The 22322-nt window shown below is 71.6% G+C and carries 20 protein-coding genes; 8 read left to right on the top strand and 12 right to left on the bottom strand.

What is annotated here, in order from left to right; translation table 11 throughout:
• Positions 1–48: 48 nt before the first annotated feature.
• Positions 49–4167, top strand: a complete 4119-nt coding sequence (locus tag ACFY0K_RS39910) for a SpoIIE family protein phosphatase (protein WP_390644118.1) — start codon at positions 49–51, stop codon at positions 4165–4167.
• On the top strand, positions 4164–4463 hold the full coding sequence (locus ACFY0K_RS39905; RefSeq protein WP_390643982.1) for an STAS domain-containing protein: 300 nt from the start codon (positions 4164–4166) through the stop codon (positions 4461–4463). Before ACFY0K_RS39910 ends, ACFY0K_RS39905 begins: the two co-directional genes overlap by 4 nt.
• Positions 4464–4495: 32 nt before the next feature.
• Here ACFY0K_RS39905 and ACFY0K_RS39900 read toward each other — a convergent pair whose 3' ends face one another.
• Both ACFY0K_RS39900 and ACFY0K_RS39895 read right to left on the bottom strand, forming a co-directional pair.
• Positions 4496–4927, bottom strand: coding sequence for a response regulator (locus tag ACFY0K_RS39900; RefSeq protein ID WP_390643981.1), 432 nt, complete (start codon positions 4925–4927; stop codon positions 4496–4498).
• Positions 4928–4930: 3 nt separating this feature from the next.
• Positions 4931–5299, bottom strand: coding sequence for a hypothetical protein (locus tag ACFY0K_RS39895; RefSeq protein ID WP_390643980.1), 369 nt, complete (start codon positions 5297–5299; stop codon positions 4931–4933).
• 127 nt (positions 5300–5426) lie between these two features.
• Between ACFY0K_RS39895 and ACFY0K_RS39890 the strand changes: the two genes are divergently transcribed.
• Together ACFY0K_RS39890 and ACFY0K_RS39885 are read left to right on the top strand one after the other, a co-directional pair.
• Positions 5427–7004 (top strand): ATP-binding protein, encoded by a 1578-nt coding sequence (locus tag ACFY0K_RS39890; protein ID WP_390643979.1) that lies wholly within the window; start codon positions 5427–5429, stop codon positions 7002–7004.
• Entirely contained in the window at positions 7001–8212 is a 1212-nt protein-coding gene (locus tag ACFY0K_RS39885; RefSeq protein ID WP_390643978.1) for a PP2C family protein-serine/threonine phosphatase, read from the top strand. The genes ACFY0K_RS39890 and ACFY0K_RS39885 overlap by 4 nt, the downstream gene beginning before the upstream one ends.
• Before the next feature lie 48 nt (positions 8213–8260).
• Here ACFY0K_RS39885 and ACFY0K_RS39880 read toward each other — a convergent pair whose 3' ends face one another.
• The gene (locus ACFY0K_RS39880) at positions 8261–9124 is read right to left on the bottom strand and encodes a YihY/virulence factor BrkB family protein (RefSeq protein WP_390643977.1); all 864 of its coding nucleotides are present in this window, start codon (positions 9122–9124) and stop codon (positions 8261–8263) included.
• A gap of 135 nt (positions 9125–9259) precedes the next feature.
• Complete coding sequence (locus ACFY0K_RS39875) at positions 9260–9595, bottom strand: STAS domain-containing protein (protein WP_390643976.1); 336 nt, start codon at positions 9593–9595, stop codon at positions 9260–9262.
• 218 nt (positions 9596–9813) lie between these two features.
• On the opposite strand from ACFY0K_RS39875, the gene ACFY0K_RS39870 reads away from it, so the two are divergent.
• From ACFY0K_RS39870 to ACFY0K_RS39860, 3 genes are read left to right on the top strand one after another with little or no spacing between them, the layout of a single operon-like run.
• Entirely contained in the window at positions 9814–11481 is a 1668-nt protein-coding gene (locus tag ACFY0K_RS39870) for a PP2C family protein-serine/threonine phosphatase (protein ID WP_390643975.1), read from the top strand.
• Complete coding sequence (locus ACFY0K_RS39865) at positions 11478–12572, top strand: B12-binding domain-containing protein (protein WP_390643974.1); 1095 nt, start codon at positions 11478–11480, stop codon at positions 12570–12572. The genes ACFY0K_RS39870 and ACFY0K_RS39865 overlap by 4 nt, the downstream gene beginning before the upstream one ends.
• Positions 12569–12967 (top strand): STAS domain-containing protein, encoded by a 399-nt coding sequence (locus ACFY0K_RS39860; protein ID WP_390643973.1) that lies wholly within the window; start codon positions 12569–12571, stop codon positions 12965–12967. Before ACFY0K_RS39865 ends, ACFY0K_RS39860 begins: the two co-directional genes overlap by 4 nt.
• A gap of 69 nt (positions 12968–13036) precedes the next feature.
• On the opposite strand, the gene ACFY0K_RS39855 is transcribed toward ACFY0K_RS39860, so the two are convergent.
• From ACFY0K_RS39855 to ACFY0K_RS39825, 7 genes are all read right to left on the bottom strand, one after another.
• Positions 13037–13486 (bottom strand): ATP-binding protein, encoded by a 450-nt coding sequence (locus ACFY0K_RS39855; RefSeq protein ID WP_390643972.1) that lies wholly within the window; start codon positions 13484–13486, stop codon positions 13037–13039.
• Between the two features lie 98 nt (positions 13487–13584).
• The gene (locus ACFY0K_RS39850; RefSeq protein ID WP_390643971.1) at positions 13585–13932 is read right to left on the bottom strand and encodes an STAS domain-containing protein; all 348 of its coding nucleotides are present in this window, start codon (positions 13930–13932) and stop codon (positions 13585–13587) included.
• Between the two features lie 251 nt (positions 13933–14183).
• A complete protein-coding gene (locus ACFY0K_RS39845; protein WP_390643970.1) occupies positions 14184–14885 on the bottom strand; it encodes a hypothetical protein in 702 nt (233 codons plus the stop codon).
• A gap of 107 nt (positions 14886–14992) precedes the next feature.
• Complete coding sequence (locus ACFY0K_RS39840; protein ID WP_390643969.1) at positions 14993–17053, bottom strand: acetoacetate--CoA ligase; 2061 nt, start codon at positions 17051–17053, stop codon at positions 14993–14995.
• Between the two features lie 16 nt (positions 17054–17069).
• Positions 17070–18683 carry a bifunctional 3-(3-hydroxy-phenyl)propionate/3-hydroxycinnamic acid hydroxylase gene (locus tag ACFY0K_RS39835; RefSeq protein WP_390643968.1) on the bottom strand — a complete coding sequence of 538 codons (1614 nt, stop codon included), beginning with the start codon at positions 18681–18683 and terminating at the stop codon, positions 17070–17072.
• Positions 18680–19618 (bottom strand): fumarylacetoacetate hydrolase family protein, encoded by a 939-nt coding sequence (locus ACFY0K_RS39830; protein WP_390643967.1) that lies wholly within the window; start codon positions 19616–19618, stop codon positions 18680–18682. The genes ACFY0K_RS39835 and ACFY0K_RS39830 overlap by 4 nt, the downstream gene beginning before the upstream one ends.
• The gene (locus ACFY0K_RS39825) at positions 19615–20760 is read right to left on the bottom strand and encodes a VOC family protein (RefSeq protein ID WP_390643966.1); all 1146 of its coding nucleotides are present in this window, start codon (positions 20758–20760) and stop codon (positions 19615–19617) included. Before ACFY0K_RS39825 ends, ACFY0K_RS39830 begins: the two co-directional genes overlap by 4 nt.
• Positions 20761–20897: 137 nt before the next feature.
• Between ACFY0K_RS39825 and ACFY0K_RS39820 the strand changes: the two genes are divergently transcribed.
• The gene (locus ACFY0K_RS39820) at positions 20898–21533 is read left to right on the top strand and encodes a TetR family transcriptional regulator (RefSeq protein ID WP_351960134.1); all 636 of its coding nucleotides are present in this window, start codon (positions 20898–20900) and stop codon (positions 21531–21533) included.
• A 45-nt stretch (positions 21534–21578) separates the two neighbouring features.
• On the opposite strand, the gene ACFY0K_RS39815 is transcribed toward ACFY0K_RS39820, so the two are convergent.
• Positions 21579–22229, bottom strand: coding sequence for a TetR/AcrR family transcriptional regulator (locus ACFY0K_RS39815; RefSeq protein ID WP_390643965.1), 651 nt, complete (start codon positions 22227–22229; stop codon positions 21579–21581).
• Positions 22230–22322: the final 93 nt, after the last annotated feature.

Raw genomic sequence — 22322 nt, 5'->3', positions numbered from 1 at the left:
GATCAGGCGGCCGGACGCAGGCCGCAGCCGGCGGTGGGAGACGGCGAGGTGTTCGCCGCCGACCACGAGGTGGGCCGGGACCTGGCGGAGGTGGACTGGGCGGCCACCCCCCTTGGCCCGCCTCGGAACTGGCCGCAGAGCCTGCAGACGGCCGTCAGCATTCTGCTGTCCTCCCGGTTCCCCATGTGGATGGCCTGGGGCGAGCAGCTGACCTTCTTCTGCAACGCCGCGTACCGGCGTGACACGCTCGGCCGCAAGTACCCATGGGCCCTGGGACGGCCCGCGAACGAGGTGTGGGCGGAGATCTGGGACGACATCGGCCCGCGCATCGAAGCTGTGCTCACCACCGGCGAGGCCACCTGGGACGAAGGCCTCCTGCTGTTCCTCGAGCGTTCCGGGTACAGCGAGGAGACGTACCACACCTTCTCCTACAGCCCGCTGCGCGACGACGCCGGCGCCGTCGTGGGCATGCTGTGCGTGGTCAGCGAGGACACCGACCGGGTGATCGGCGAGCGGCGCATGGCCACCTTGCGCGAGCTGGGCTCGGACCCGAGCGTGATCCGCACCGAGCAGGAGGTGCTGGCCTTCACCGACCGCCAACTGGGCCGCAACCGGAAGGATCTGCCCTTCACCCTCACGTACCTCTTCGACGGATCCACCGCACGGCTGGCCGGCTCGACCGGCATTCCCGCCGGCCATCCGGCCGCGCCGGCCGCCCTCCGGATCGAAGACCCCGGCAGCACGTGGCCCGTCGCGGCGCCGGCGGCGGGGGAGACGGCCCTGGTACCACTAGCAGGCGACGCCCTCGCCGACCTGCCTGCCGGTGACTGGCCCGAACCGCCCGTCGAGGCACTCGTGGTCCCGCTGCTGCAGCAGGGCAGCGTGCCCTACGGCTTCCTGGTGGCTGCCCTCAACCGCTACCGCGTACTGGACGAGGGCTACCGTGGGTTCGTCGAGCTGACCGCCGGGCACATCGCCTCCGGCATCGGCAGCGCCCGGAGCTACGAGGCGCAGCAGCGGCGGGCCGAGGAACTGGCCGAACTGGACCGGGCCAAGACCGTCTTCTTCTCCAACATCAGCCACGAGTTCCGGACCCCGCTGACCCTGATCATGGGACCCGTCGAGGAACTGCGGACCCGGCTCGCCGGCGCCGAGGAGCACGTACGGCAGGAACTCGACGTCGTCCACCGCAACGGTCTGCGCCTGGGCAAGCTGGTCAACACACTGCTGGACTTCTCCCGCATCGAGGCCGGCCGCATGCAGGCCCGCTACGAACCGGTGGACCTGGCAGAGGTCACCGCGGAGCTGGCCAGCGTCTTCCGCTCGGCGATGGAGAAGGCCGGGCTCTCCTTCGACGTGGACTGCCCGCCCCTGGCGGAACCGGTGTACGTCGACCGCGGCATGTGGGAGAAGGTGGTGCTCAATCTGCTGAGCAACGCGCTGAAGTTCACCTTCGCCGGTTCGGTCCGTGTCCGCGTGCGCCGGGGCGGCACGGATGCCGTGGTCACCGTCACCGACACCGGTATCGGTGTCCCGGAGCCGGAGACGCACCGGCTGTTCGAGCGTTTCCACCGCATCGAGAACGCCCGCTCCCGCTCCAACGAGGGCAGCGGCATCGGGCTCGCCCTGGTGCGGGAGCTCGTCGGTCTGCACGGCGGAACCATCACGGCCGCCGGCCGGGAAGGAGAAGGCACCACCTTCACCGTCCGGCTGCCGCTCGGGAACGCCCATCTGCCCCCGGAGGCGGTGGTGTCCGAAGCGGGCGGCACGTCGGCCTCGGCCACCGCCGACCCGTACGTCCAGGAGGCGCTGCGCTGGCTTCCGGAAAGCGGGACCGGCACCGCGGGCGGCAGCTCGGGAGTGCAGCCCGAGGCGGACGCCGTCGCGACCGGCTCCGGATCCGCAGCCGGGGCCCGGGTGCTGGTGGCGGACGACAACGCCGACATGCGCGAGTACCTCGCCCGCGTCCTCGTTCAGGCGGGTTACGAGGTCACCACCGTCACCGACGGGGTGGAAGCCCTCCGCTCCGTCCGCCGGGACATGCACGACCTTGTGGTCAGTGACGTGATGATGCCCCGGCTGGACGGGCTTGAGCTGGTGGCGAGGCTGCGCGGTGACCCGCGTACCGCCTCGGTGCCGGTGCTGCTGCTGTCGGCCCGGGCCGGGCAGGAGGCGTCGATCGAGGGGTTGCGGGCAGGTGCCGACGACTACCTGGTCAAGCCCTTCGCCGCCGCGGAGCTTCTGGCCCGGGTGCGCGCGAACGTCGAACTGGCCCGGCTGCGCGGCCATCACGTCCGGTGGCGGACAGCGCTCATCGACTCCCTCCAGGAGGCGTTCTTCGTCTGCGACGAGTCCGGCGCCGTCGTGGAGATCAACACCGCCTTCACCGACATCCTCGGCTACGGCCCCGAGGAGTTGCCGTACACGCCGTCGCAGCCGTGGTGGCCGGACGCCGCCACCGACCCCGAGGCGCACCGTCGGGTCAGGGACGCCTTCGCCGGTCTGCTGGCTCGGGACCAGGGCTCCCATACCGTTCCTGTGACCCATCGCGACGGTCACCGCCTGTGGGTGACCGTCACCTACAACAAGGCCCAGGACCCCGACACCGGGCGCCGGGTCACCGTCGGCACCTTCCGTGACGTCACCGCGGAGCACTACGCGGTCCGGCGCGAGACGGCACTGGCCGCGCTGAGCACGACGCTCTCCCGAGCCGCCAGTATGCCCGAGGCGCTGTCGGGCGCCCTCGCCGAACTGAGGACCCTGTGGCGCGCGCGGAGCGTGGTGGCCGCCCTGTTCGAGCGCGGCGACGTACCGGTGCTCACGGCCACGGAGGCGGACCCGAGGTGGGCGGACCTGCCCGCCGAGCGCCGGGACGCGCTCGTGGCACTGCGCCGCCAGGCACCGCTGACGCCGGTCGCCGGGGACAGCGGTGCCGGGATCCTGTTGGAGCACCCGGACGGTCCCCTGGCCCTGTGGATCGATCTGGGCGAACACCGGCCCTTCACCCCCGAGGACCGGTTCCTGCTCTCGCTGCTGGCCGGGCACCTCACCCAGGGACTGGTACGGGCGCACCAGATCGACCAGCACCGCCGGACCGCGATCGCCCTGCAACGCGCCATCCTGGGACCGGCCCGGCTCCCCGCCGGATTCGCCGTGCGCTACGAGCCCGCGACCCGCCCGCTGGAGGTGGGAGGCGACTGGTACGACACCGTGGCGCTCGCTGACGGGCGGATCGGCATCGTCGTCGGCGACTGCGTCGGGCGGGGCCTGGAGGCGGCCAGCGTCATGGGGCAGTTGCGCAGCGCCTGTCGCGCGCTGATGCTGCAGGACCCCAGCCCGTCCCGGACGCTGATGGCCCTCGACCAGTTCGCCGCGAGTGTTCCAGGGGCCCTGTGCACCACCGTCTTCTGCGGGGTCCTCGATCCGGGCACGGGCGAGCTGACATACTCCAGCGCCGGACACCCGCCGGGCATCGTCGCACACCCCGACGGCGCCACCCGGCTGCTGGACGAGGGGCGTTCCCTGCCCCTGGCCGTGCGGCCGGGCAGAAAACGCCCGGAGGCGGCGTACACCCTGCCCGCGCGGGCCACGCTGCTGCTGTACACCGACGGACTCGTGGAACGCCGCAGACGCCCGCTCAGCGCCGGGATCGAGCAGGCCGGCGAAGCCGTGCAGAACGGTCGCGCCATGCCCGTCGACGACCTGGCCACCGAGGTGATGTCACGGCTCGCACCGGCCGGCGGTTACGACGACGACGTGGCGCTGCTGCTCTACCGGCATCCGGCGCCGCTGGAGATGTCCTTCCCCGCTGAGTCGGCTCAACTGGCGCCGGTCCGCAAGGCGTTGCGCAACTGGCTCGCGCGGTGCGATCTTCCTCCGAACACCGTGCAGAACGTCCTGGTCGCCGCGGGGGAGGCGTGCGCCAACGCCATCGAACACGGCCATCGGCACAACCCCGGTGAGGCCGTGCGGCTCCGCGCCGAAGCACGCGTGGACGACGTGCGGCTGACGGTCGCCGACAGCGGCCTGTGGAAGGTCCCCCAACCCGAGGAGAACGCCCACCGCGGCCGCGGCGTGGCCCTCATGCGCGCCATGATGCAGCACGTCACCATCACCCCCGGCCCCTCCGGCACCACCGTCGACATGCAGATGAGGATCGCCCGATGACCACCCCGCTCACCCTGACCTCCGGGCGGCACCCGGACGGTACCGCCTGTCTCACCGTCAGCGGCGAGATCGACATGAGCAACGCCGGCTCCCTGGACGACGCCCTCGTCGGCAAGCCGGGTCCGCTCGTCCTGGACCTGACCGCGGTGGAATATCTCGACAGCGCCGGACTGAGCGTGCTCTTCGCCCACGCCGAACGGCTGCAACTCGTCGTCACTGCGCTGCTGGAGCCAGTGCTCACCGTCTCGGGCCTGGCCGATCTGGTCACGGTGCACCGCCCCGGCCCCGACGACTGAGGAGCACCAGCCGACGCGACCGGGACCGAGTGCTACTTCCTGGGCGGCTTGACGGCGATGTCGAGGTAGAAGGCGTCGATGCTGCGGACGGCCGCCTCGAACTCCTCGAGGTTGACGGGCTTGGTGACGTAGGCGTTGGCGTGGTGGTGGTAGGCGCCGGTGACGTCGTCGGGGGCGGCGGACGTGGTCAGGACGACGACCGGGATGGTGCGGAGTTCGGCGTCCTCCTTGACCACGGCGAGGAACTCGCGCCCGTTCATGCGCGGCATGTTCAGGTCGAGCACGATGAGGTCGGGGCGCGCGTTGTCCGGGTTGCGCAGGTAGTCGAGCGCCTCGACGCCGTCGGAGACCTGGGTGAGGTTGCGGGCACCGCGTTCGGTGAGGGCGTCCTGGATGAGCATCGCGTCGGCGATGTCGTCCTCGACCAGCAGGACGTCGTAGGGGCGGGTTGCGGCGGCAGCCATGATTCAGGTGCTCCGGTGTGGGGGGTGAGGGGTCGGGTGGGTTGTGCCGTTGGTGAGCAGACCTGGCCAGCGGCGCCTTGCTCCCTGCCGGCTCATGCTGACCGCCTGGCCGATCTCGGGGTACCCGGCTCCGCTCTCGGCGGCGGCATGCGCGGCCTGGTCCTCCAGGTGCCGGACCGCCTGCTTGACGTCCGTGAGGACCCGCAGGCGCAGCAGAGCGTATCTGCGGGACTCGCGGGCACTGTCGGCGAGGTCGGCCGGCGGGTGGGCGCTCTCCGGTGCAAGGCGCCGGGTGACTTCGTCCACCAGCCGGGCCACGAGCGCGGCCGTATCGTCGCCCGGGCGGCGGGGAGCGGGAGACGGATCAGGCATGGCGCCACCCTACTGCCCAAGCACAGCACCGGACAACATACGTTGTCGACTCGCGGGTACAGTGTGCTTGCCGCCCGCCACCGCACCGTGGCCGAGGACGGCCGGTCGAAGGAGAGAAGCCACAACGATGAGAAGCAAGCCGTCGGATTCCCCGGGCGCGTTCGCCGGTTGGACGACCCGCCGCTGGCTGCGCGTGGGGGTGACCGGCGCGCTCGTCGTCCTGGCGGTGCTGGGGTCCCTGGGCGGCTGGGCCATGTGGCGCACGTCGCAGATCACGGCTTCGCTGGTCGACCGGCGCACCCCGGCACTGGTCGCCTCCATCCGTCTCGAATCGGCTCTGGTCAACCAGGAGACCGGCATCCGCGGCTACGGCGTGTCAGGCCGGCGGGACTTCCTTCAGCCCTACACCCAGGGCGTGGCCGACGAACAGACGGCACTCAAGCTCCTGCGGCCCGTGCTCAGCGGCGACACTCAGGCGCTCGCCGACCTGGCCGAGGTCGAGAGAGACGCCGACGCCTGGCAGAAACGCATAGGCAGGCCCGTCGCGGCGGCTCCCCCCGCGCAGGCCGCGAAGATCGCCGAAGCGCGGGCCGACGAGGGCAAGGCGGACTTCGACGCACTGCGGCGGGCGATGGCACGCCAGCAGGCTCGCCTCCAGGACGATCGGGTTGCGGCGACGCGTGAGCTGCGGGAGGCGGTGAACCTGCGGAACTGGGTGTTCTCCGTCATCGGCGTGGTCATCGTCCTGGTCGCGGTGCTCGTCTTCGAGGCCCTGCGCCGGGGCGTCACCGGCCCGCTCGGCCGGCTGGGCTCGGCCGCGCGCGATGTCGCGCAGGGCCGTTTCGACCGTTCCCTTGTCGGTACCGGCCCCGCCGACCTGCGCCGACTGGCTGCCGACGTGGACTCCATGCGCCTGCGGCTGGTGGAGGAGCTGCGCTTCAGCGAAGGGGCCCGCAGGCTGCTGGACGAGCAGGCCGAGGACCTGAAGCGGTCGAACACCGAGCTGGAGCAGTTCGCCTACGTCGCCTCCCACGACCTGCAGGAGCCCCTGCGCAAGGTGTCCAGCTTCACCCAGCTGCTGCAACGGCGCTACGGCGGACAGCTGGACGCGAAGGCCGACCAGTACATCGCCTTCGCCGTCGACGGTGCCAACCGCATGCAGATCCTCATCAACGACCTGCTTGCCTTCTCCCGGGTCGGCCGCGTGCACAACGAGCAGCAGACCGTGGACCTGGACGACGTGTTCGCCAGGGCGCTGGACGACCTCAGCGTGAGCGTCGAGGAGACCGGTGCGGCCGTCACCCACGACCCCCTGCCCACCGTCGTCGGCGACCGGACCCAGCTGGGCATGCTGTGGCAGAACCTGCTGTCCAACGCGGTCAAGTTCCGCAGTCCCGACCGGCCGCCGCGGATCCACGTCGGCGCCGTGTGCGACGAGGGGGTGTGGGAGTTCACGGTGACCGACAACGGCATCGGCATCGCGCCGGAGTTCCGGGAGAAGGTCTTCGTCCTCTTCCAGCGGCTGCACACCAAGGACGCCTACCCGGGTACCGGAATCGGCCTCGCGATGTGCAAGAAGATCGTGGAATTCCACGGCGGCACGATCAGGATCGACCCGGACTACCGGCTCGGCACCCGCGTCGTCCTCACCCTCCCCGCCCTCGCGGCCGCCACGGCGGCCCCGGACAGAGAGACGCAGCCGTGACCGCTCCAGCCGCAGGCCACGACGAGCAGTACGCCCTGCTTCTGGTGGAGGACGACGACGGGGACGCCCTCCTGGTCGAGGAACTCCTCCACGACACCGACCTGCCGCACTCCGTGACACGGTGCCGCACGGCCGCCGACGCGCGCCGGGCGCTGGAATCGGGGCCCGTGGACTGCGTCCTGCTCGATCTCCACCTGCCGGACGCCGCGGGGGTGGAGACGGTGCACGCGATCCAGTCGGACACACACGCCGCCATCATCGTGCTGACCGGACTGGACGAGGCCCGCACGGGCGTCGACGCCCTGGCCGCCGGCGCCCAGGACTACCTGGTCAAGGGCAAGGTCGACGCGGAACTGATGCAGCGGGCCGTCCGCTACGCCGTCCAGCGCAAGCAGGCCGAACGCGCCAACGCCGCCCTGCAGATCGGCCGCCTGCGCGCGGAGGAGAACGCACGCCTGGAACGCGGGCTGCTGCCCGAACCACTGCTGTCCACCGGCGCTGTCACCGTCTCCAGCCGCTACTACCCCGGGCGGGCCCAGGCGTTGCTGGGGGGCGACTTCCTCGACGTCGTCCAGACCGACGACGGCCAGGTTCACGCCGTCGTCGGCGACGTCAGCGGCCACGGCCCCGATGCCGCCGCCCTCGGCGTCTGCCTCCGCATCGCCTGGCGCGCACTCACCCTCGGCGGCCACCGCGACCAGGAACTGCTCCACCTGCTGGAACAGATACACATCGCCGAGCGCGCGGGCAGTGACCTGTTCACCACCTGCGCCCTGATCACCCTGGACCCGGCGGCCGCCACGCTCACCCTGCACCTGGCCGGGCATCACGAACCCCTCATGACCGCCCCCGACGGCACCCGCCAGGTCAGCGCCGCCCACGGCATCGCACTCGGTATCGCACCCGGACTGGGCCACTGGCCCGCCACCACACTGGCCCTGCCCGCCGAGGGCGCGCTCATCGCCTACACCGACGGCCTCATCGAGGGCTTCGCCGACGCCACCGGCGCCAGGCTCGGCGTGGACGGCCTGGTGCGCATCATCGACACCCTGCGCGCGCCCGATCCCGGTACCCACCTCGACGAACTCGTCGCCCGCACCCGGGCGCTCAACGCGGACCGCCACACCGACGACCTCGCCGTGCTCCGCCTGGACTGGAAGACGGGGGCGTCCGGCCGTACCGCCGGCGTCGGGCGTACCTGGTCGTAGCCGTGCCCCGGCCCATGGCCGACCGCGCGGACCGGGGACCCGGCGGCCTCACTCCGGACAAGCGGGGCCGGTACTTCGTTTCGCCAGTTCCGCGTTGAACTGAGCGCCGATCAGAAGGGCCAGGTTGGACAGCCACAGCCAGATCAGGAAGACGACGACGCCGGCCAGCGACCCGTACAGACGGTGATACGTACCGACATGAGAGGTGTAGACGGCGAATGCGAGCGAGACGGCCAGCAGGAGGACCACCGCCAACGTCCCGCCGGGCGCCATCTTCCCGACCGGGCGGGAGGGCTCGGGGCCCGAGCGATACAGGACCAGCACCAGGACGACGGCGACCGCGGCCATGACGGGCCACCTCAGAGCGTCCCAGGCGGCCTGCGGACCGGTACCCAGGTGCAGCGCCCTGCTCAGGCGGCGGGTCAGAGCGCCGGTGAGGAACAGCGCGAGGACGGACGTGAGGAGCAGGCCGATCAGAACGAGTGCCGTGGCGACGATGCGCGGAGCGGTCCGCCAGACCGGCCGGTTCGCACTGACCCGGTGCATGGCGTGCAGCGCCCGGCGGAAGACGGCCAGATAGCTGGATCCCGACCACAGCGCTCCGGTCCCGCCGAGGAAGATCAGCGTCCATGCCGCCGACGACTGTCCGGCCATCTGCCGCAGGGAGCTGCGCAGCAGAGCACGGGAGGCCACCGGCGCGGCCTGCGACATCCGGTCGATGACCTCCGGCTTGGCCGTGGGAACGGTCAGACCCACGATCGAGAGGATCACCAGCAGAACCGGGAACAGCGCCAGGACCGCGTAGTACGTCAGGGCGGCGGCCCAGTCCATGACGTCGTCGTTCCAGACGGCCACGGGTGTCCGGCGCAGTGCTGCCCACCAGCGGGCCGTGCGACCGTCCGTGCCGTCCATGGGCGGACCCTCACCTTCTGCTGCTCGACCCCGGGTGCTGGGTGGGCCCCAGGACCCGCTACCCGCTCTGTCGTGCGGCATGTGTGCGGCGACGGCCCGCCCCGCGAGGCCCGGCATCCGGTGCGCCGGAAGCCTTCAGGACCCCTGCTTGTCGCTGGCGGCCGTGCCAGGAGTGATGGTGATGGCGGTGTGCAGTCCCAGACGGGTCAGCAGGGAGTACAGGTGCTCGTTGACCTCCGACAGCGCCAGTGAGCCGCCGACGGCGTCCAGGCGCTGGTACCAGGCGACGATCGCGCTGATGCCGGTGGAGTCCAGGTAGAGGGTGCGGGAGCAGTCAAGTGTCAGGTGCCGGCAGCCTTCGTCGATCATGCGGTCGCCCAACGCCCGCAGGCCGGGCGTGCTGTGGAGATCCACGTCTTCGGGCAGCTCTGCGACGACTCGGTCTCCGGCCCGCTCGGTAACACGCAGCACCGCCGTCACCTCCGGTTCCCTCGGTGGAATGTCGGCCGCCGAACCCGTCAGCGACGTTTCGTGGCCCCGTTCACCAGGTTAGTGGTCCCGACGCCGGGCGAACGCCGCTGCCGCCTGGCCTGCTTGCAACCTCGGGCCCGATACGGGACTGTTGCCGGAAGACATCTGTTTCCCAGGACAGGAAGGTGGTGAGGTACGCGCCGTGCGTGCCTCCGTTTGTGACTGCTTCCCCCGGTATCTCCGCCCGTCCGCCCGACGCCGGCCACCTGGTCGGTGCGACGTGGACTGAGGCCCCGTACCCCGTTCTTGTCGTCGACAGGCACGGCGGCATCGTCGAGATCAATGCGTCGGCCCGGGCACTTCTCCCCGGAGCGGCGAGCGGCGACCGGTTGCGCGAGCACGTCCCGGCCTGGCTCGCCGGCGCTCACCAGCGCATCAGCGGCGCACCGCGCGACAGCTCCGCCGGTCCGCTGAGCGGACCGATCAAGGGGCGCCACTACGAAGCGCATCCCACCGCTGCCGGCGCCGGACAGGTGGTGTGGTGGCTGGTCGACGACACCGACCGACGCCTCGCCGAGACCGCGCTGAGCGACGCGCGGACGCGGACGGAGATCCTCTCGGACGTCTCCAGCACACTGCTGTCCACCCTGAACGTGTCCCGCTGCATGGAGGTGGCCGCGTCCCTGGCCGCGGAACACCTCGCCGACGCCGCCGTCCTCGTCGCTCCGCCGCAGGGGCGCCGGTATCCGTTGACCTACGCCAACCGGGGCGGCACCGCCGGCCAGGTCACGCGGCAGGTCGATGTCGCCGGTGTGCCGGGGCTGGCCGAGGCGCTCCAGGGCTTCCCGCCCGTACCGGCCCGCTGGATAGACCCCGCCGACCTGCCCGACTGGGTCGTCCCGGACGGGTTCGCCGGACCCGTGGGATCCGTGATCGTCGCTCCGCTCCCCGGCCACGGGGTGCCCGCCGGAGCCCTGGTCCTGCTGCGCTCCAGCGTCGAGCAGTGCTTCACCGACGGGGAGGAGGTCTTCGCGCGCCTCTTCGCCGCCCGCGCCGGCGCCGCCCTGTCCGCCGCCCGCCTCTACGGCGAACAGGCCACCGTGACCGCCACCCTGATGCGTGAACTGCTGCCCCCTCGGCTGAGCAGCGTGCACGGGGTGGACTACGCCGGCGGCTACCGTGCCGCGAAGGACCACGAGCGCGTCGGCGGGGACTTCTACGACGTCCACCCGGGCGCCGACCCGTCCCAGGACACCTTCGTCGTCCTCGGAGACGTCGCGGGCAAGGGGCTGGACGCGGCGGTGCTGACCGGCAAGATCCGGAACACGCTGCACGCGCTGCTCCCGCTCACCGACGACCACCAGCGGGTGCTCAACCTGCTCAACGGCGCCCTGCTCACCTCCCACCACACCCGCTTCGCCACCCTGGTGCTCGCCTCCGTCCGCCGCCGCGGCACCCGCGCCGTGGCCCGGCTGACCAGCGCCGGACATCTGCCCCCGCTGATCGTTCGCGCCGACGGCACGGTGGAAGAGGCAGCCACGCACGGCAGCCTGGTCGGTGCCCTGCCGGCGGTCACGGCCCACACGGTGGAGACGACACTGGCGCCGGGAGAGACCTGCTTCCTCTACACCGACGGCATCACCGAAGCCCGCGGCGGCCCGCTGGGCGACGAGTTCTTCGGCGAGCACCGCTTGCGGCGGGCGCTGTCCGAATGCGCGGGTCTGCCGGCGGAAGCGGTGGTGGAACGGGTGCAGATGCTGGCCTCCCAGTGGATCGGCGGAGGCCGTCACGACGACATGGCCGCTGTCGCCGTCAGCGTCCCCCGGACAGGTCCCTTGACCGTCCTCAACGGAACGGGCGCGCGCAGCAGCAGGAGGAACACGTGAGCCCCTCGGACGCGACGGCACAGCTGTCGGACCGGCTGTGGCAGGCAGTCGCCGACGGCGACGAACACAGAGCCGCCGGCCTCGTCCACCAGGCAGCGGCCGACGGCGTGGACGAGGAGAGGCTGCTGCTGGACGTGATCGCGCCCGTCCAGGAAAAGGTCGGCCTCGAATGGGCTGCCGACCGCATCACCGTGGCTCAGGAGCACGCCGCCACCGCCATCAACGAGCGGATCGTCGCCTCGCTCGCGCACCGTCGGCCGACGCGCGAACCCCGCACTCCCCGCAAGGGCCGGGTGACGGTCAGCTGCATCGACGGTGAATGGCACGCCTTCCCCGCCCGGCTCGTCACCGAGGTCCTCGTCCTGCGCGGCTGGCAGGTCGACTACCTCGGCGCCCAGACCCCCACGCCGCATCTGGTGGCGCACCTGCACCGCACCGACCCCGATGCCGTCCTGCTGTCCGGCTCCATCCCCACCCACCTGCCGGCCGCCCACGCTGCCATCACCGCCTGTCAGGCCATAGGCGTCCCCGTCCTCGCCGGCGGCCGCGCGTTCGGCAGGGACGGCCGCCACGCCCGGGCCCTGGGCGCCGACCAGTGGGCGGCCGACGCCCGCGGGGCGGCCGCCGTGCTGCAAGCGCGCCTCGAGCGGCCCGGGCCGGCCACGATCCGTCAGGTGGCGGACGATCTGCCGCACTTGGCCGACCAGGAATACACGATGGTCGTCATGTCCCGCCCGCGGCTCGTCAAGCAGACCCTGGCCGACCTCGAAAGCCGCTTCCCGGCCATGGGCGCGTACACCGACGCGCAGCGCGAGCGCACCGCCGAGGACATCGCCCACATCATCGACTTCCTGGCCACCGCCCTCTACGTCGACGACCCCGACGTCTTCACCGAGTTTCTCAGCTGGACGGCCGACGTCCTCGAAGCCAGGCACGTGCCCGCCCACTCCGTGGTGACCGGCCTCGAGGCCCTTGCCGACCAGCTGCGCGAGTTCCCCCGCACCGTCGACCTGCTCCGCTCGGGCAGAGCCGCCCTGTGCGGTGACCCCACCCGTCCTGTCCCCGACCCCGACCCCGACATCCACGTATGACCGATATGCCTTCCCCCGAATTCACCGTCACCGTCTTCCGCGAGTCCACCACCCTGACCGTGTGGGTGGGCGGCGAGCTCGACTACGACACGAGCGACGGCCTGGTCGACATGGTCGCCCAGCACCTCACAGCCGAGTCCGTCGGGCTCAGCGACGTACGTCTGGACTTCCGCGACCTGACCTGGATCGACTCCACGGGCCTGTCCGCCCTGCTGATGATCCACCGCCGGACCGCCGCCGTCGGCGCGACTCTGCACCTGGACCGCCGGCCGGACTTCCTGGACCGCATGCTCCACCTCACCAACGTGCTGGACCACCTCACCGCGCGGACAAGCAGCGCGGACCCGCACGGGCAGCGGGAGGACGACGGTTACACCGGTGCGGGAGCCACCTGACCGGCACGATCATGGTCGACGAGCGTCATCGCCGTTCTCGTGCCGGACGCTGAGGCGGTCCGGGAGCGGTCAGTCCCCTGACCGGTACAGGCGGAGGTGCGCGACGACCTGTTTGCCGGTACCCGGATAGACGGTGTACAGCCGGTCGCAGAGCCGTGTGATCAAGCGGAGGCCGTGTCCGCCGACGCGCCGGGGATCGGGTGACCGCAGACGCGGCGGGTCAGGGAAGCTGTCGCGCACTGTTATCCGCAGTTCGGCTCCGTCGGGCGTGACCTCCAGCAGGAGAGCGCCCGGGCCGGGTGCGTGACGGACGGCGTTGGTGACCAGCTCGCTGACGACGAGCTGGGCGTCCTGGCTCGACCGCTGGTCGGGGCGGTGCCCTGCCTGGGCCAGCAGTGTGCGCACGGCGTGCCGGGCATCTGCGATCAGGCCTTCGGTGCGGTCCCAGACCGAGCTGTACCGCCACGGCGCCGGGGGCACCGGGCGGTCCGACGACTCCTTGCTGAGCGGGGTGACCATAACCGTGATCCCGTGGTTGTGCCGTGCCTCTTCATTACTTCCTGCGGTCGGCGCGTCAGACCGCCTACCCGCTGGCGTCTCCTTCATGAACGCCGGCCTCAGCCGGTGAGGGAGGAGCCCGTGTCAGCGATCGTGAAGTGGCTGATCGCCCCGCTGAGGGTCAGCAGCCGGCTGACCGTTGCGGGAAGGGGGCCGAGGAGAACGAGTTGCCGGCCGCCGGACACGTGTCGGCGCCTGGCGTCCAGAAGAGCGTTGAGGAGCATGCTGTCGGCGAAGGTGACCTGGGACAGGTCGATCGCCGTGGTGGGCAGTGCGGCTTGATCGGCCGCATCCCAGGCCGCCTCGAACTCCTCTGTGTCCTCGTGGTCCGTCTCACCGCGCACCGTGATCACGAAGACCTGATCATGGCGGGTGAGGTGCACCTTCTGCTCGGGGGCTGCATGCATGACGACATCCTCACACCGTCGGGCGAGAGCCCACCAGCCGCGTCGGTGGCGGGCCGGCAGTAAGCCTTGTCACACCTGCTTTCCCTCCACACACGAGGGGTACTCCGTTGGCGGCCTTCGTCGTTGACACCTGCCGCCGACACCTGCCGCCGCAACGGAGACAGGCGAGGTGAGACGGCCGCTCGGGCGTGGGCCCCGGCGCTCCGGCGCCCTCGCCTCGATGCCGCCGAGGCCCGATCACGGGTGCTGCGTCAGCGGTTCGTGCCGGCGTCGTCATCGTCGTTCGAAGAGCGCGGTTTCCCGTCGCCCGGGGCGGAGTCGTCCCCTTGTCCTCCCAGCAGTTCGAGGAGCGCGGCATCCGCCCTTTTCCGGTCTTCCTTCGTCAGCTCGATCGGTGCGTTGTTGTAGACGGTGTAGCGATCCGGATCGGTGATGTTGGCGGCCCGCAGCGTGAACGTCAGCAGGCGGCGCCACCCCTTGCGGTGGCCCACCCTCGCCTGCAACTGGACCTGGTAGTCACGCGCTTCCGGCATGAAACCGGAAAACGGTGCCTCGAACTCGATGAAGAGTTGTTGCGCCTCTCTGCCGGGCACGACGAAGCCGGCCGGCAGCTTCGCGTCCTCGTCCGGTCCGGGCTGGAGGCGGGACGGTGAGCACACCCACAGCAGCGGCAGGTGAGAAGCGGGTTCGTCGGGGAAGGTCAGGAGAAGGTCCTGTACGACTATCGGCTTGGGGCCGGTGTTGTGCAGGACGAGCGGGAGCCGCAGGCGGGCCGTGGAAGAGTGGATGATCGCTGCGAAGGCATGGGGTTCCCACGTCTTCAGACGTCCTTGCCTGGCGTTGAGCCACCAGAACGACGCGACAGTGAAGACCAATGCGCAGACCGACACCACGCCGGCGCCTGTGAGTGATGAGGACGCGGCCTGATCGGCCGCAGTCATCAACGGATCCACAGATTCAGTCTGCCAGCCCCGGCATGGGCTCGCGCACAGGAGCGCCGCTCATGAGCCGGCACCGGTGGGTGCGTGGGCGGCCGGACAGGCAAGGGCGGGGGAGAGGCTCATGAGGCGTCCTTGCCGGTCTTGCCGGTCTTGACGGTCTTGACGGCGTGCGGGTGACGGGCCTGGCGGCGTTCGGCTCCCAAGCCGGCGAAGTAGGCGACGAGGTCCGGGTTGTCGACCGCCGAGGGATGGAGGACCTGCTCGGCGGGCGCGCCCTGGAGCAGGCGCTTGACCGGGACCTCGAGCTTCTTGCCGGTTCTGGTGTGCGGGATGGCAGGTACGGCGAGGATCTCGTCGGGGACGTGGCGGGGAGAGGCGCCGGTCCGGATCGCGTCGCTGATCTTCTCGCGCAGGGCGTCGTCCAGCGTGACACCGGGCGCGGGGACGACGAACAGGGGCATCCAGTAGCCGCCGTCGGGCTCCTCCGCGCCGATGACGAGGGCCTCGGTGATCTCGGGGAGGCGTTCGACGACGTCGTGGATGTCGGCACTGCCCAGGCGTACGCCGTTGCGGTTGAGGGTGGCGTCGGAGCGGCCATGGACGATCACCGAGCCGTGACCCGTGATCGTGATCCAGTCGCCGTGGCGCCACGCGCCGGGGTAGGCGGTGAAGTAGGCGTCGCGGTAACGGCTGCCGTCGGGGTCGTTCCAGAAACGCAGCGGCATGGAGGGCATCGGGCGGGTGACGACCAGTTCGCCGACCTGATCGACGACCGGTCGTCCCGCGCCGTCGTACGCCGCCAGTGCCACCCCGAGGTTGGGCGCGGACAGCTCGCCTGCCCAGACGGGGGTGGTGGGGGCACTGCCGGCGAAGGCGGAGACCACGTCGGTCCCGCCGCTGGTGGAAGCGAGCTGCACGTCCTCGCCGACGTGGTCGCGGACCCACGGGTAGGCGGAGGCGGGCAGGGTGGAGCCGGTGCAGCCGATGGCGCGGATGGCGGAGAGGTCGTGCCCGGCGGGTTCGATGCCCAGCTTGGCCATGGCCAGCAGGTACTGGGGACTGGTGCCGAAGACGGTGACCTTGTGCCGGGCCGCCAGCTCCCACAGGACGTCCGGGCGCGCGACCGGCGCGGGGCTGCCGTCGTAGGTGCAGGTGGCGGCGCCGGTCAGCAGGGTGGAGACGACCAGGTTCCACATCATCCAGTGCGTGGTGGTGTACCACAGCAGGCGGTCGCCGGGGCCGAGGTCCGTGTGCAGGCCGAGTGTCTTGAGGTGTTCGAGCAGGACGCCGCCGTGGCCGTGGACGATGCCTTTGGGCAGGCCGGTGGTGCCGGAGGAGAACACGATCCACAGCGGGTGGTCGAACGGCACCGGCGTGATCCCGAGGTGCTCGGTGCGGCCGGCCGCCTCCTCCCAGGCAACCGTCGGACCCGCGGGCCGGGGCGCGGACCACGCAAGGCCCAGGTGGTCCACGAGAACCGTGGCCTTCAGGGTGGGGAGGGCGTCGGCCAGTTCGAGAGCGGCTGTGCGGCGGTCGTGGCGGGTGCCGTTGAAGAGGTACCCGTCCGCCGTGATGAGCACCACGGGTTCGAGCTGGGCGAAGCGGTCGGCGGCGGCCCTGGGTGCGTAGTCCTGGCCGCACACCGACCACACGGCGCCCAGGCCGGCCGTGGCGAGGAAGGCGATGACGGCGTGGGGGGTGTTGGGCAGGTAGCCGACCACCCGGTCGCCCGGTCCGACGCCCAGGTCGCGCAGGGTGGCCGCGACCGAGGCGACCTGGGCGCGCAGCTGCCGGCCCGTGATCTCGTAGCCGGCTCCGGTCTCGTCCAGCGCGGTGATCGCGGGTGCGTCCGGGTGCAGGCTGCGCAGTGCGTGGTGGGCGTAGTTGAGGGTGGCGCCGGGGAACCAGCGGGCGCCGGGCATGGTCTCCTCGGCCAGCACTCGCTCGTACGGAGCGGTGGCGTCGATGTCGAAGTACTCCCACACCGCGGCCCAGAACCCTTCCAGGTCCGTGACGGACCAGCGGTGCAGGGCCTGGTAGTCGGTGGGGTCCTGGATCGTGTCAGCCCCCTGGTGCCGGGCGGCCCAGCGGGCGAAGTCCGCGATGCGGCTGCCGGCGGCCGCTTGCGGGTCGGGCGGAAGGAAGGGCGCCGGGATGGGCGTGGCGTGCGGGATGGTCATGGTGTGGCGTTCCTCGTCAGGGTGCGGTCGGGGCCTCGGCGGGGCGGCGGGCCGTGTGCAGCAGGGGAGCCCAGGCGGTGGCGTCGGTGAAGGTGCCGGTACCGGCGGGGACGGTGTCCAGTACGACGTGGTCGGGGCGCAGCAGGGCGGCGTCGGCCCGGCCGCGTGCCAGCCAGGCGGCCAGGGTGCCGTCGTCGTCCAGGTCGTCGACATGGAGCACGGCGGCGCCCAGGGCCGTGGCCACGCCCGTCATGCGAGCCGTGGGCGGCACGCCGGTCAGTACCGCGAAGGAGTGCCCGAGGATGTCGTCGAGGCGCTGTCGCCTGCCGTCGTACCGCACCCAGGGCTGCGGGCAGAAGGTGCCGGCCAGTGAACGGCCGGTCAGCCGGGGGCGGCGTCGTACCAGCGGGTTCGCGGTCAGCGCGGGACTGAGGTCGCGGCTCACCGCCGCGGTCACGCCGGGGATGCGGCAGGCCGCGCCCACCACGGCCCGGCGGATGGCCGCGCCCCGGTCCTGTCCCCCGGTCATGGCCCAGCCGACGGCGACCGCCAAACGGATCACGTGACGGGCGTGCGGCTTGCGCTCCCGCTGGTAGGTGTCCAGCAGCCGGTCGTCCGCACCCTGCCGAAGGACGCGGGCGAGTTTCCACGCGAGGTTGTGGGCGTCGCGCAGGCCCGCGCACAGGCCCTGCCCGATGAAGGGCGGCGTGAGGTGTGCGGCGTCGCCCAGCAGGAAGACGCGTCCCCGGCGCCACCGGTCGGCGAGGCGGGCCCGGAAGGTGTACCGAGCCTGCCGGATCACCTCGAAGTCGTCGCCCCCCTGGGCGTCGGAGGGCAGGTCGACCCAGGGGGCGACCAGCTCGCGCAGTTGCTCCAGCGCTTCCGGGCCGTCCAGGGACTCGCCCCCGGCCTGCCGGAACTCCCAGCGGTAGCGGTCCTCGCCGACGCGCATGAAGGTGGCCGGGCGGGTGGGGGAGCAGATCTGCTCGGCGCCTTCCCAGGTGCGCACCTGGAGGCTGGTGCGCACGTCGACGACCCGCCAGCTCTCCTCGAAGTGCAGGTCCTCCCATACGGCGCCGATGGCGTCGCGGGTGAGGCTGCCGGCGCCGTCGCAGCCGAGGACCGCGTCGGCCCACAGATGTTCCTCCTCGTCGCCGCCCTCGCGGCGGAAGGTCACCCGCACCGGGCCCGCGGCAGCGGGCGACGCGTCGCCGCCCTGGGTGACGGACACCACCTCCACTCCGCCCCACAGCTCGCACTCGGGGCGGCGGGCCAGGGCTTCGCGCAGCAGCCGTTCGAGTTCCGGCTGGTCGAACATGCTGGTCTGCGGGAAGCCGTGGTGTCCGTGCAGGGACCGCGGGAACTCGGCGATCACGCGCCGCCGGGCGTCCAGCAGCCGCAACCCGGGCGCCGGCCGGGCGAGGGCGGCGAACTCCTCGTGGACCCCGACGCTCTGCAGGATCCGCCGGATCTCGTCGTCCACGACGACGGCACGCGGCAGGGGGTAGACCTCCCTGTGGCGTTCGAGGAGCAGGCTGCGCACGCCGTACCGGGCGAGCAGGAGCGCGGCCGTGACTCCCACGGGTCCCGCGCCGATGATGACCACAGGCCTCCGGGATGGGGCGCTCACCTCGCGTCCGTCACGGCCGTGCGCTGCTCGCCCAGGTCGATCCGCCCGTCGGGGGTGGCGATCGTGGCGGTGACGAGGTCACCGTGGCGCAGGTAGCGGGGGTTCTTGGCCTGGCCCCTGAAGAACGCCTTCCACTTCAGTGCGGGCGGCAGCAGGGCGGCGATCTTCTCGACGGGCTTGGGCGGGGCCTTCAGGGCGGTGCCGCCGGGGGTTCCGGTGAGCAGCAGGTCGCCCGGGTCGAGGGTCTGGAAGCGGGCGAGCAGGGTGAGTGCCTGCGCCGGTCGTACGATCATGTCGGCGAGGGTGCGGTCCTGGCGCGGCACCCCGTTGACCGACAGCCGAAGCCGCAGGTTCGGCAGGTGGGTGAAGTCCTCCGGCTCCAGCAGGGCCAGATGGGGACCGGTCGGGGTGAAGGTCGGGTAGGACTTGCTCTCGTAGAACTGGGTCTTGGTCAGCTGTACGTCGCGGGCGCTGACGTCGTTGGTCAGGACGAGCCCGGCGACGTATGACGGCAGGTCCGCCTCCTCGACGACGGTGCCCACCGGCAGCCGCGCACCCATGACGAGGCCGAGTTCCACCTCGTAGTCGAGGAAGTTCACGTGCGCGGGGCGGACGATCGGCTCGTGCGGACCGCTGACCGAGCCCGACGCCTTGCGGAAGAAGGTCGGCGGGATGTCGCCGCTGAAGCCCGAATCCTTGGCGTGGCTGCGGTAGTTGACCATCTGTGCCACCACCCGGCAAGGGGTGGTGACCGGGGGCAGTGCCACCAGGTCGGCGACGGGCGTGCCGCTGTCGTCGCAGGCGGCGGCGTCGCGGACCGCGTCGCGGTCGGCGATCAGTTCGGCGGTGGTGACCGCCTTGGTCTCGATGCGGACGGCGCGCTCGTCGCGGACGGCCCACCAGCCCTCGGGGGTGTGCAGAACGTTGGTGCTCATGAGCTCATCGCTTTCATCAGGCCCAGCAGGCGTGCGGGGTCGAGTTCGTTGTCGCCGCGAAGGGCGGTCAGGACCTCACGGAGCTTGGCGGGGGAGGGGCTCGCGCCCAGGAAGTCGCGGGTGACGGGCGGCCCCCACTGCGCGAGGCCGCTCGCCGACATCGGCGCCCAGCCGGGTTCGAGGTCGCAGGAGAACAGGTCGCCGTCGGCGAAGTGCTCCAGCATGAAGCGGTCGGGGTCGCGCCAGTAGTCGAAGAGCTGGCTGCCCTGGATGTGCCGGCCGATTCCCCAGCTGCGCCGGTAGCCGCGCTCGGCCAGGTACTCGCCGCCGGCGGCGATCGCGTCGAGGTCGGTGACCTGGTAGGCGGAGTGGACGTACCCGGTGCCGGGCCCCAGGTGCAGGGCGAGGGTGTGGTGGTCCACCGGCCTGCTGCCCTGGTCGCAGCGGATGAACGCCATGGTCGGCCCGCGCCCGCGCTGCCCGTCCAGGAACAGGAAGTCGGACACGATCATCCCGAGGGTGTCCAGGTACCAGTCCAGGGCCCGCATGAACACGCGCGTCTCCAGCACCACGTGCCCGAGCCGCTGGATACGGGACGGCTCGCGGGGCGGGCGCTGGGCGGTGTTCGTACGGCGGCCCCCGGTGCCGGTGTTGAGGATCAGCGGCTGCTGCCCCGGCAGGGCGGGCAGCTGTTCGGCGCCGTGCACGACCCGGACCGGGAAGCCGGAGGGATCGAGCAGGGTGACCGCCTGTCCGCCGCCGGGTGCGTCGGCGTCCCGGACGTCGCTGCCCGTCGCGCGGGCGAGCCGGTCGAGATCGGCGCGCTCCGCCGCGCGGAACGCCGGCCCGAGGAAGCGGGACGCCGGCCCATGGCGGATGACCATGCAGGGGTCGCCGGCGAACGTGCCGCGCAGCCACAGTTCCCGCTCGGTGCGGGCGGCGACGGCGAATCCGAAGTCGCGAGCGAACACCTCGGCCCGGTCGAGGTCCGGCTTCTCGAACTCCAGCCAGGCCAGGTCCGCCACCTTGATGACGGGGTTCCGCGCGCGTCCGGGGTGCTCACCTCGCAGGCCGCCCAGCTCGCTGTGGAGATCTCGGTGGGGCGTCTGGAGATCGGCCCTGTCAACAGGGGTGTGGGACATGGTGTCCTCCAAGCAACATTGCCGTAATGAGGAAATCATCAACTTTGCCGACTCTCATCGTCAATAGAGGCGGACCAAAGAAGTGATGGAATCATCAGTGATGTGGCAGTCATCGGCACGGTTGTTAAACTCGTCGTATGCCGACGTCAGCCCCGCCCAGGAACCGCTTCGAACGGCGCCGCGCCGAGACCCGTCAGGCGCTGGTCCGTGCGGCCCGGCAGATTCTCGCGGAGACCGGGGACACCAGCGCCAGCATCCAGGCCATCGCCGAGCGCGCGGACGTCGGCTTCGGCTCGTTCTACAATCACTTCGAGTCCAAGGCGGAGCTGTTCGACGCCGCGGTGACAGACGCCCTGGAGGAGTTCGGCCAGGTGATCGACGAGCTGGTGGAAGGCATCGACGACCCCGCCGAGCTCGTCGCCGCGGGTTTCCGGCTCGCCGCCCGGATGGCGGACTCCCACCCCGAGCTCATGCGGATCCTGCGCGACCGCGGCCTGGCCCACATCCACTCCGAGCGTGGCCTGTCCCCGCGAGCGCTTCGTGATCTGGAACGCGGCATCGCCTCGGGCCGCTTCACCGGCACCGACCCGACCACGGCGCTGTCCGCTCTGGGCGGGACCCTGCTGTCCCTGGTGGCGCTGCGGCTGGCCCGCCCCGACCTCGACGGCGACGAGGCCGCCGCCGACCTGGCCGCGATGGTCCTGCGCATGCTGGGCCTTGCCCCGGACGATGCGCACGAGGTCACCCGGCGCCCGCTGCCCGACATCGTCTGAGCGCGGACCCAGGTCCACGGCCCCGGCAGCGCTCCGGTCACGTCGTCACCGCGGCACGGCAACAACGTGCTCACGCAACACGCTTCGAACCCGGCGCGACGCGATCTGTGGTGCTACGCCGGCGGCGACGAGGAACGCGGTCGCCGCAGCCTCACCCGTGGGATCCGCCCACGTGGAGACGGTGTTCTCCGCGGCGAGGGCCAGCATCAGCGCCTCCAGCGCCTGGGTGAGGACAGGTGCGGGGACATGGCCGGCGAACACGCCTTCGTGCTGGCCCCGCCGAATGGCCGCGACGGCCTCCGCGCGGGCCGGTGCCAGGGTGGCGCGGATCGTCTCCTCTCCCAGGTGGCGTCGCCCCAGTGAGATGAGCATGCGGTACTGGTCGCCGACCGCCCATGCCGCCAGGGCCATCCGCGTCATCGTCTCCAGTGGATCAGTACCTGGGACACGGGTCGCGGCGAACGCCTCTTGCAGCGCCTGGGCTGCTTCCTGCGTCAACTCGGCGATCAGTGCTCGCCGGTTGGAGAAGTGTCCGTAGAAGGTACGTCGTGCGATGCCGGCCGCCAGGGCGATGCTGTCGAGACTCGCGTCGGGGTCGTCCCGCAGTTTCTGCCGCGCGGCCGCGAGAATGCGCCGACGGTTCGACCGGGCGTCGCTGCGCCGCGGAGCGCGGCCCGGGGGATCGGTCGTCTGCATGGTTCCGTCTCCACGAGTCAGGGCTGCGGAAAAGCCGTGGGCGCCGGTGCACCCTCACGCACCGGCGCCCGGTCACCCCCGCCCTGGGTGGTC

Origin of the sequence: Streptomyces sp. NPDC001507, assembly GCF_042894765.1 — a bacterium.
In the GTDB taxonomy this organism is placed as follows: Bacteria; Actinomycetota; Actinomycetes; order Streptomycetales; family Streptomycetaceae; genus Streptomyces.
This window is presented reverse-complemented; position numbering and strand designations above follow the sequence as displayed.

Excerpts from the sequence above, each read along its gene's own strand:
- ACFY0K_RS39905 (WP_390643982.1), top strand. The coding sequence starts at position 4,164 with ATGACCACCCCGCTCACCCTGACCTCCGGGCGGCACCCGGACGGTACC.
- ACFY0K_RS39900 (WP_390643981.1), bottom strand. The coding sequence starts at position 4,927 with ATGGCTGCCGCCGCAACCCGCCCCTACGACGTCCTGCTGGTCGAGGAC.
- ACFY0K_RS39895 (WP_390643980.1), bottom strand. The coding sequence starts at position 5,299 with ATGCCTGATCCGTCTCCCGCTCCCCGCCGCCCGGGCGACGATACGGCC.
- ACFY0K_RS39890 (WP_390643979.1), top strand. The coding sequence starts at position 5,427 with ATGAGAAGCAAGCCGTCGGATTCCCCGGGCGCGTTCGCCGGTTGGACG.
- ACFY0K_RS39880 (WP_390643977.1), bottom strand. The coding sequence starts at position 9,124 with ATGGACGGCACGGACGGTCGCACGGCCCGCTGGTGGGCAGCACTGCGC.
- ACFY0K_RS39860 (WP_390643973.1), top strand. The coding sequence starts at position 12,569 with ATGACCGATATGCCTTCCCCCGAATTCACCGTCACCGTCTTCCGCGAG.
- ACFY0K_RS39855 (WP_390643972.1), bottom strand. The coding sequence starts at position 13,486 with ATGGTCACCCCGCTCAGCAAGGAGTCGTCGGACCGCCCGGTGCCCCCG.
- ACFY0K_RS39850 (WP_390643971.1), bottom strand. The coding sequence starts at position 13,932 with ATGCATGCAGCCCCCGAGCAGAAGGTGCACCTCACCCGCCATGATCAG.
- ACFY0K_RS39840 (WP_390643969.1), bottom strand. The coding sequence starts at position 17,053 with ATGACCATCCCGCACGCCACGCCCATCCCGGCGCCCTTCCTTCCGCCC.
- ACFY0K_RS39830 (WP_390643967.1), bottom strand. The coding sequence starts at position 19,618 with ATGAGCACCAACGTTCTGCACACCCCCGAGGGCTGGTGGGCCGTCCGC.
- ACFY0K_RS39825 (WP_390643966.1), bottom strand. The coding sequence starts at position 20,760 with ATGTCCCACACCCCTGTTGACAGGGCCGATCTCCAGACGCCCCACCGA.
- ACFY0K_RS39820 (WP_351960134.1), top strand. The coding sequence starts at position 20,898 with ATGCCGACGTCAGCCCCGCCCAGGAACCGCTTCGAACGGCGCCGCGCC.
- ACFY0K_RS39815 (WP_390643965.1), bottom strand. The coding sequence starts at position 22,229 with ATGCAGACGACCGATCCCCCGGGCCGCGCTCCGCGGCGCAGCGACGCC.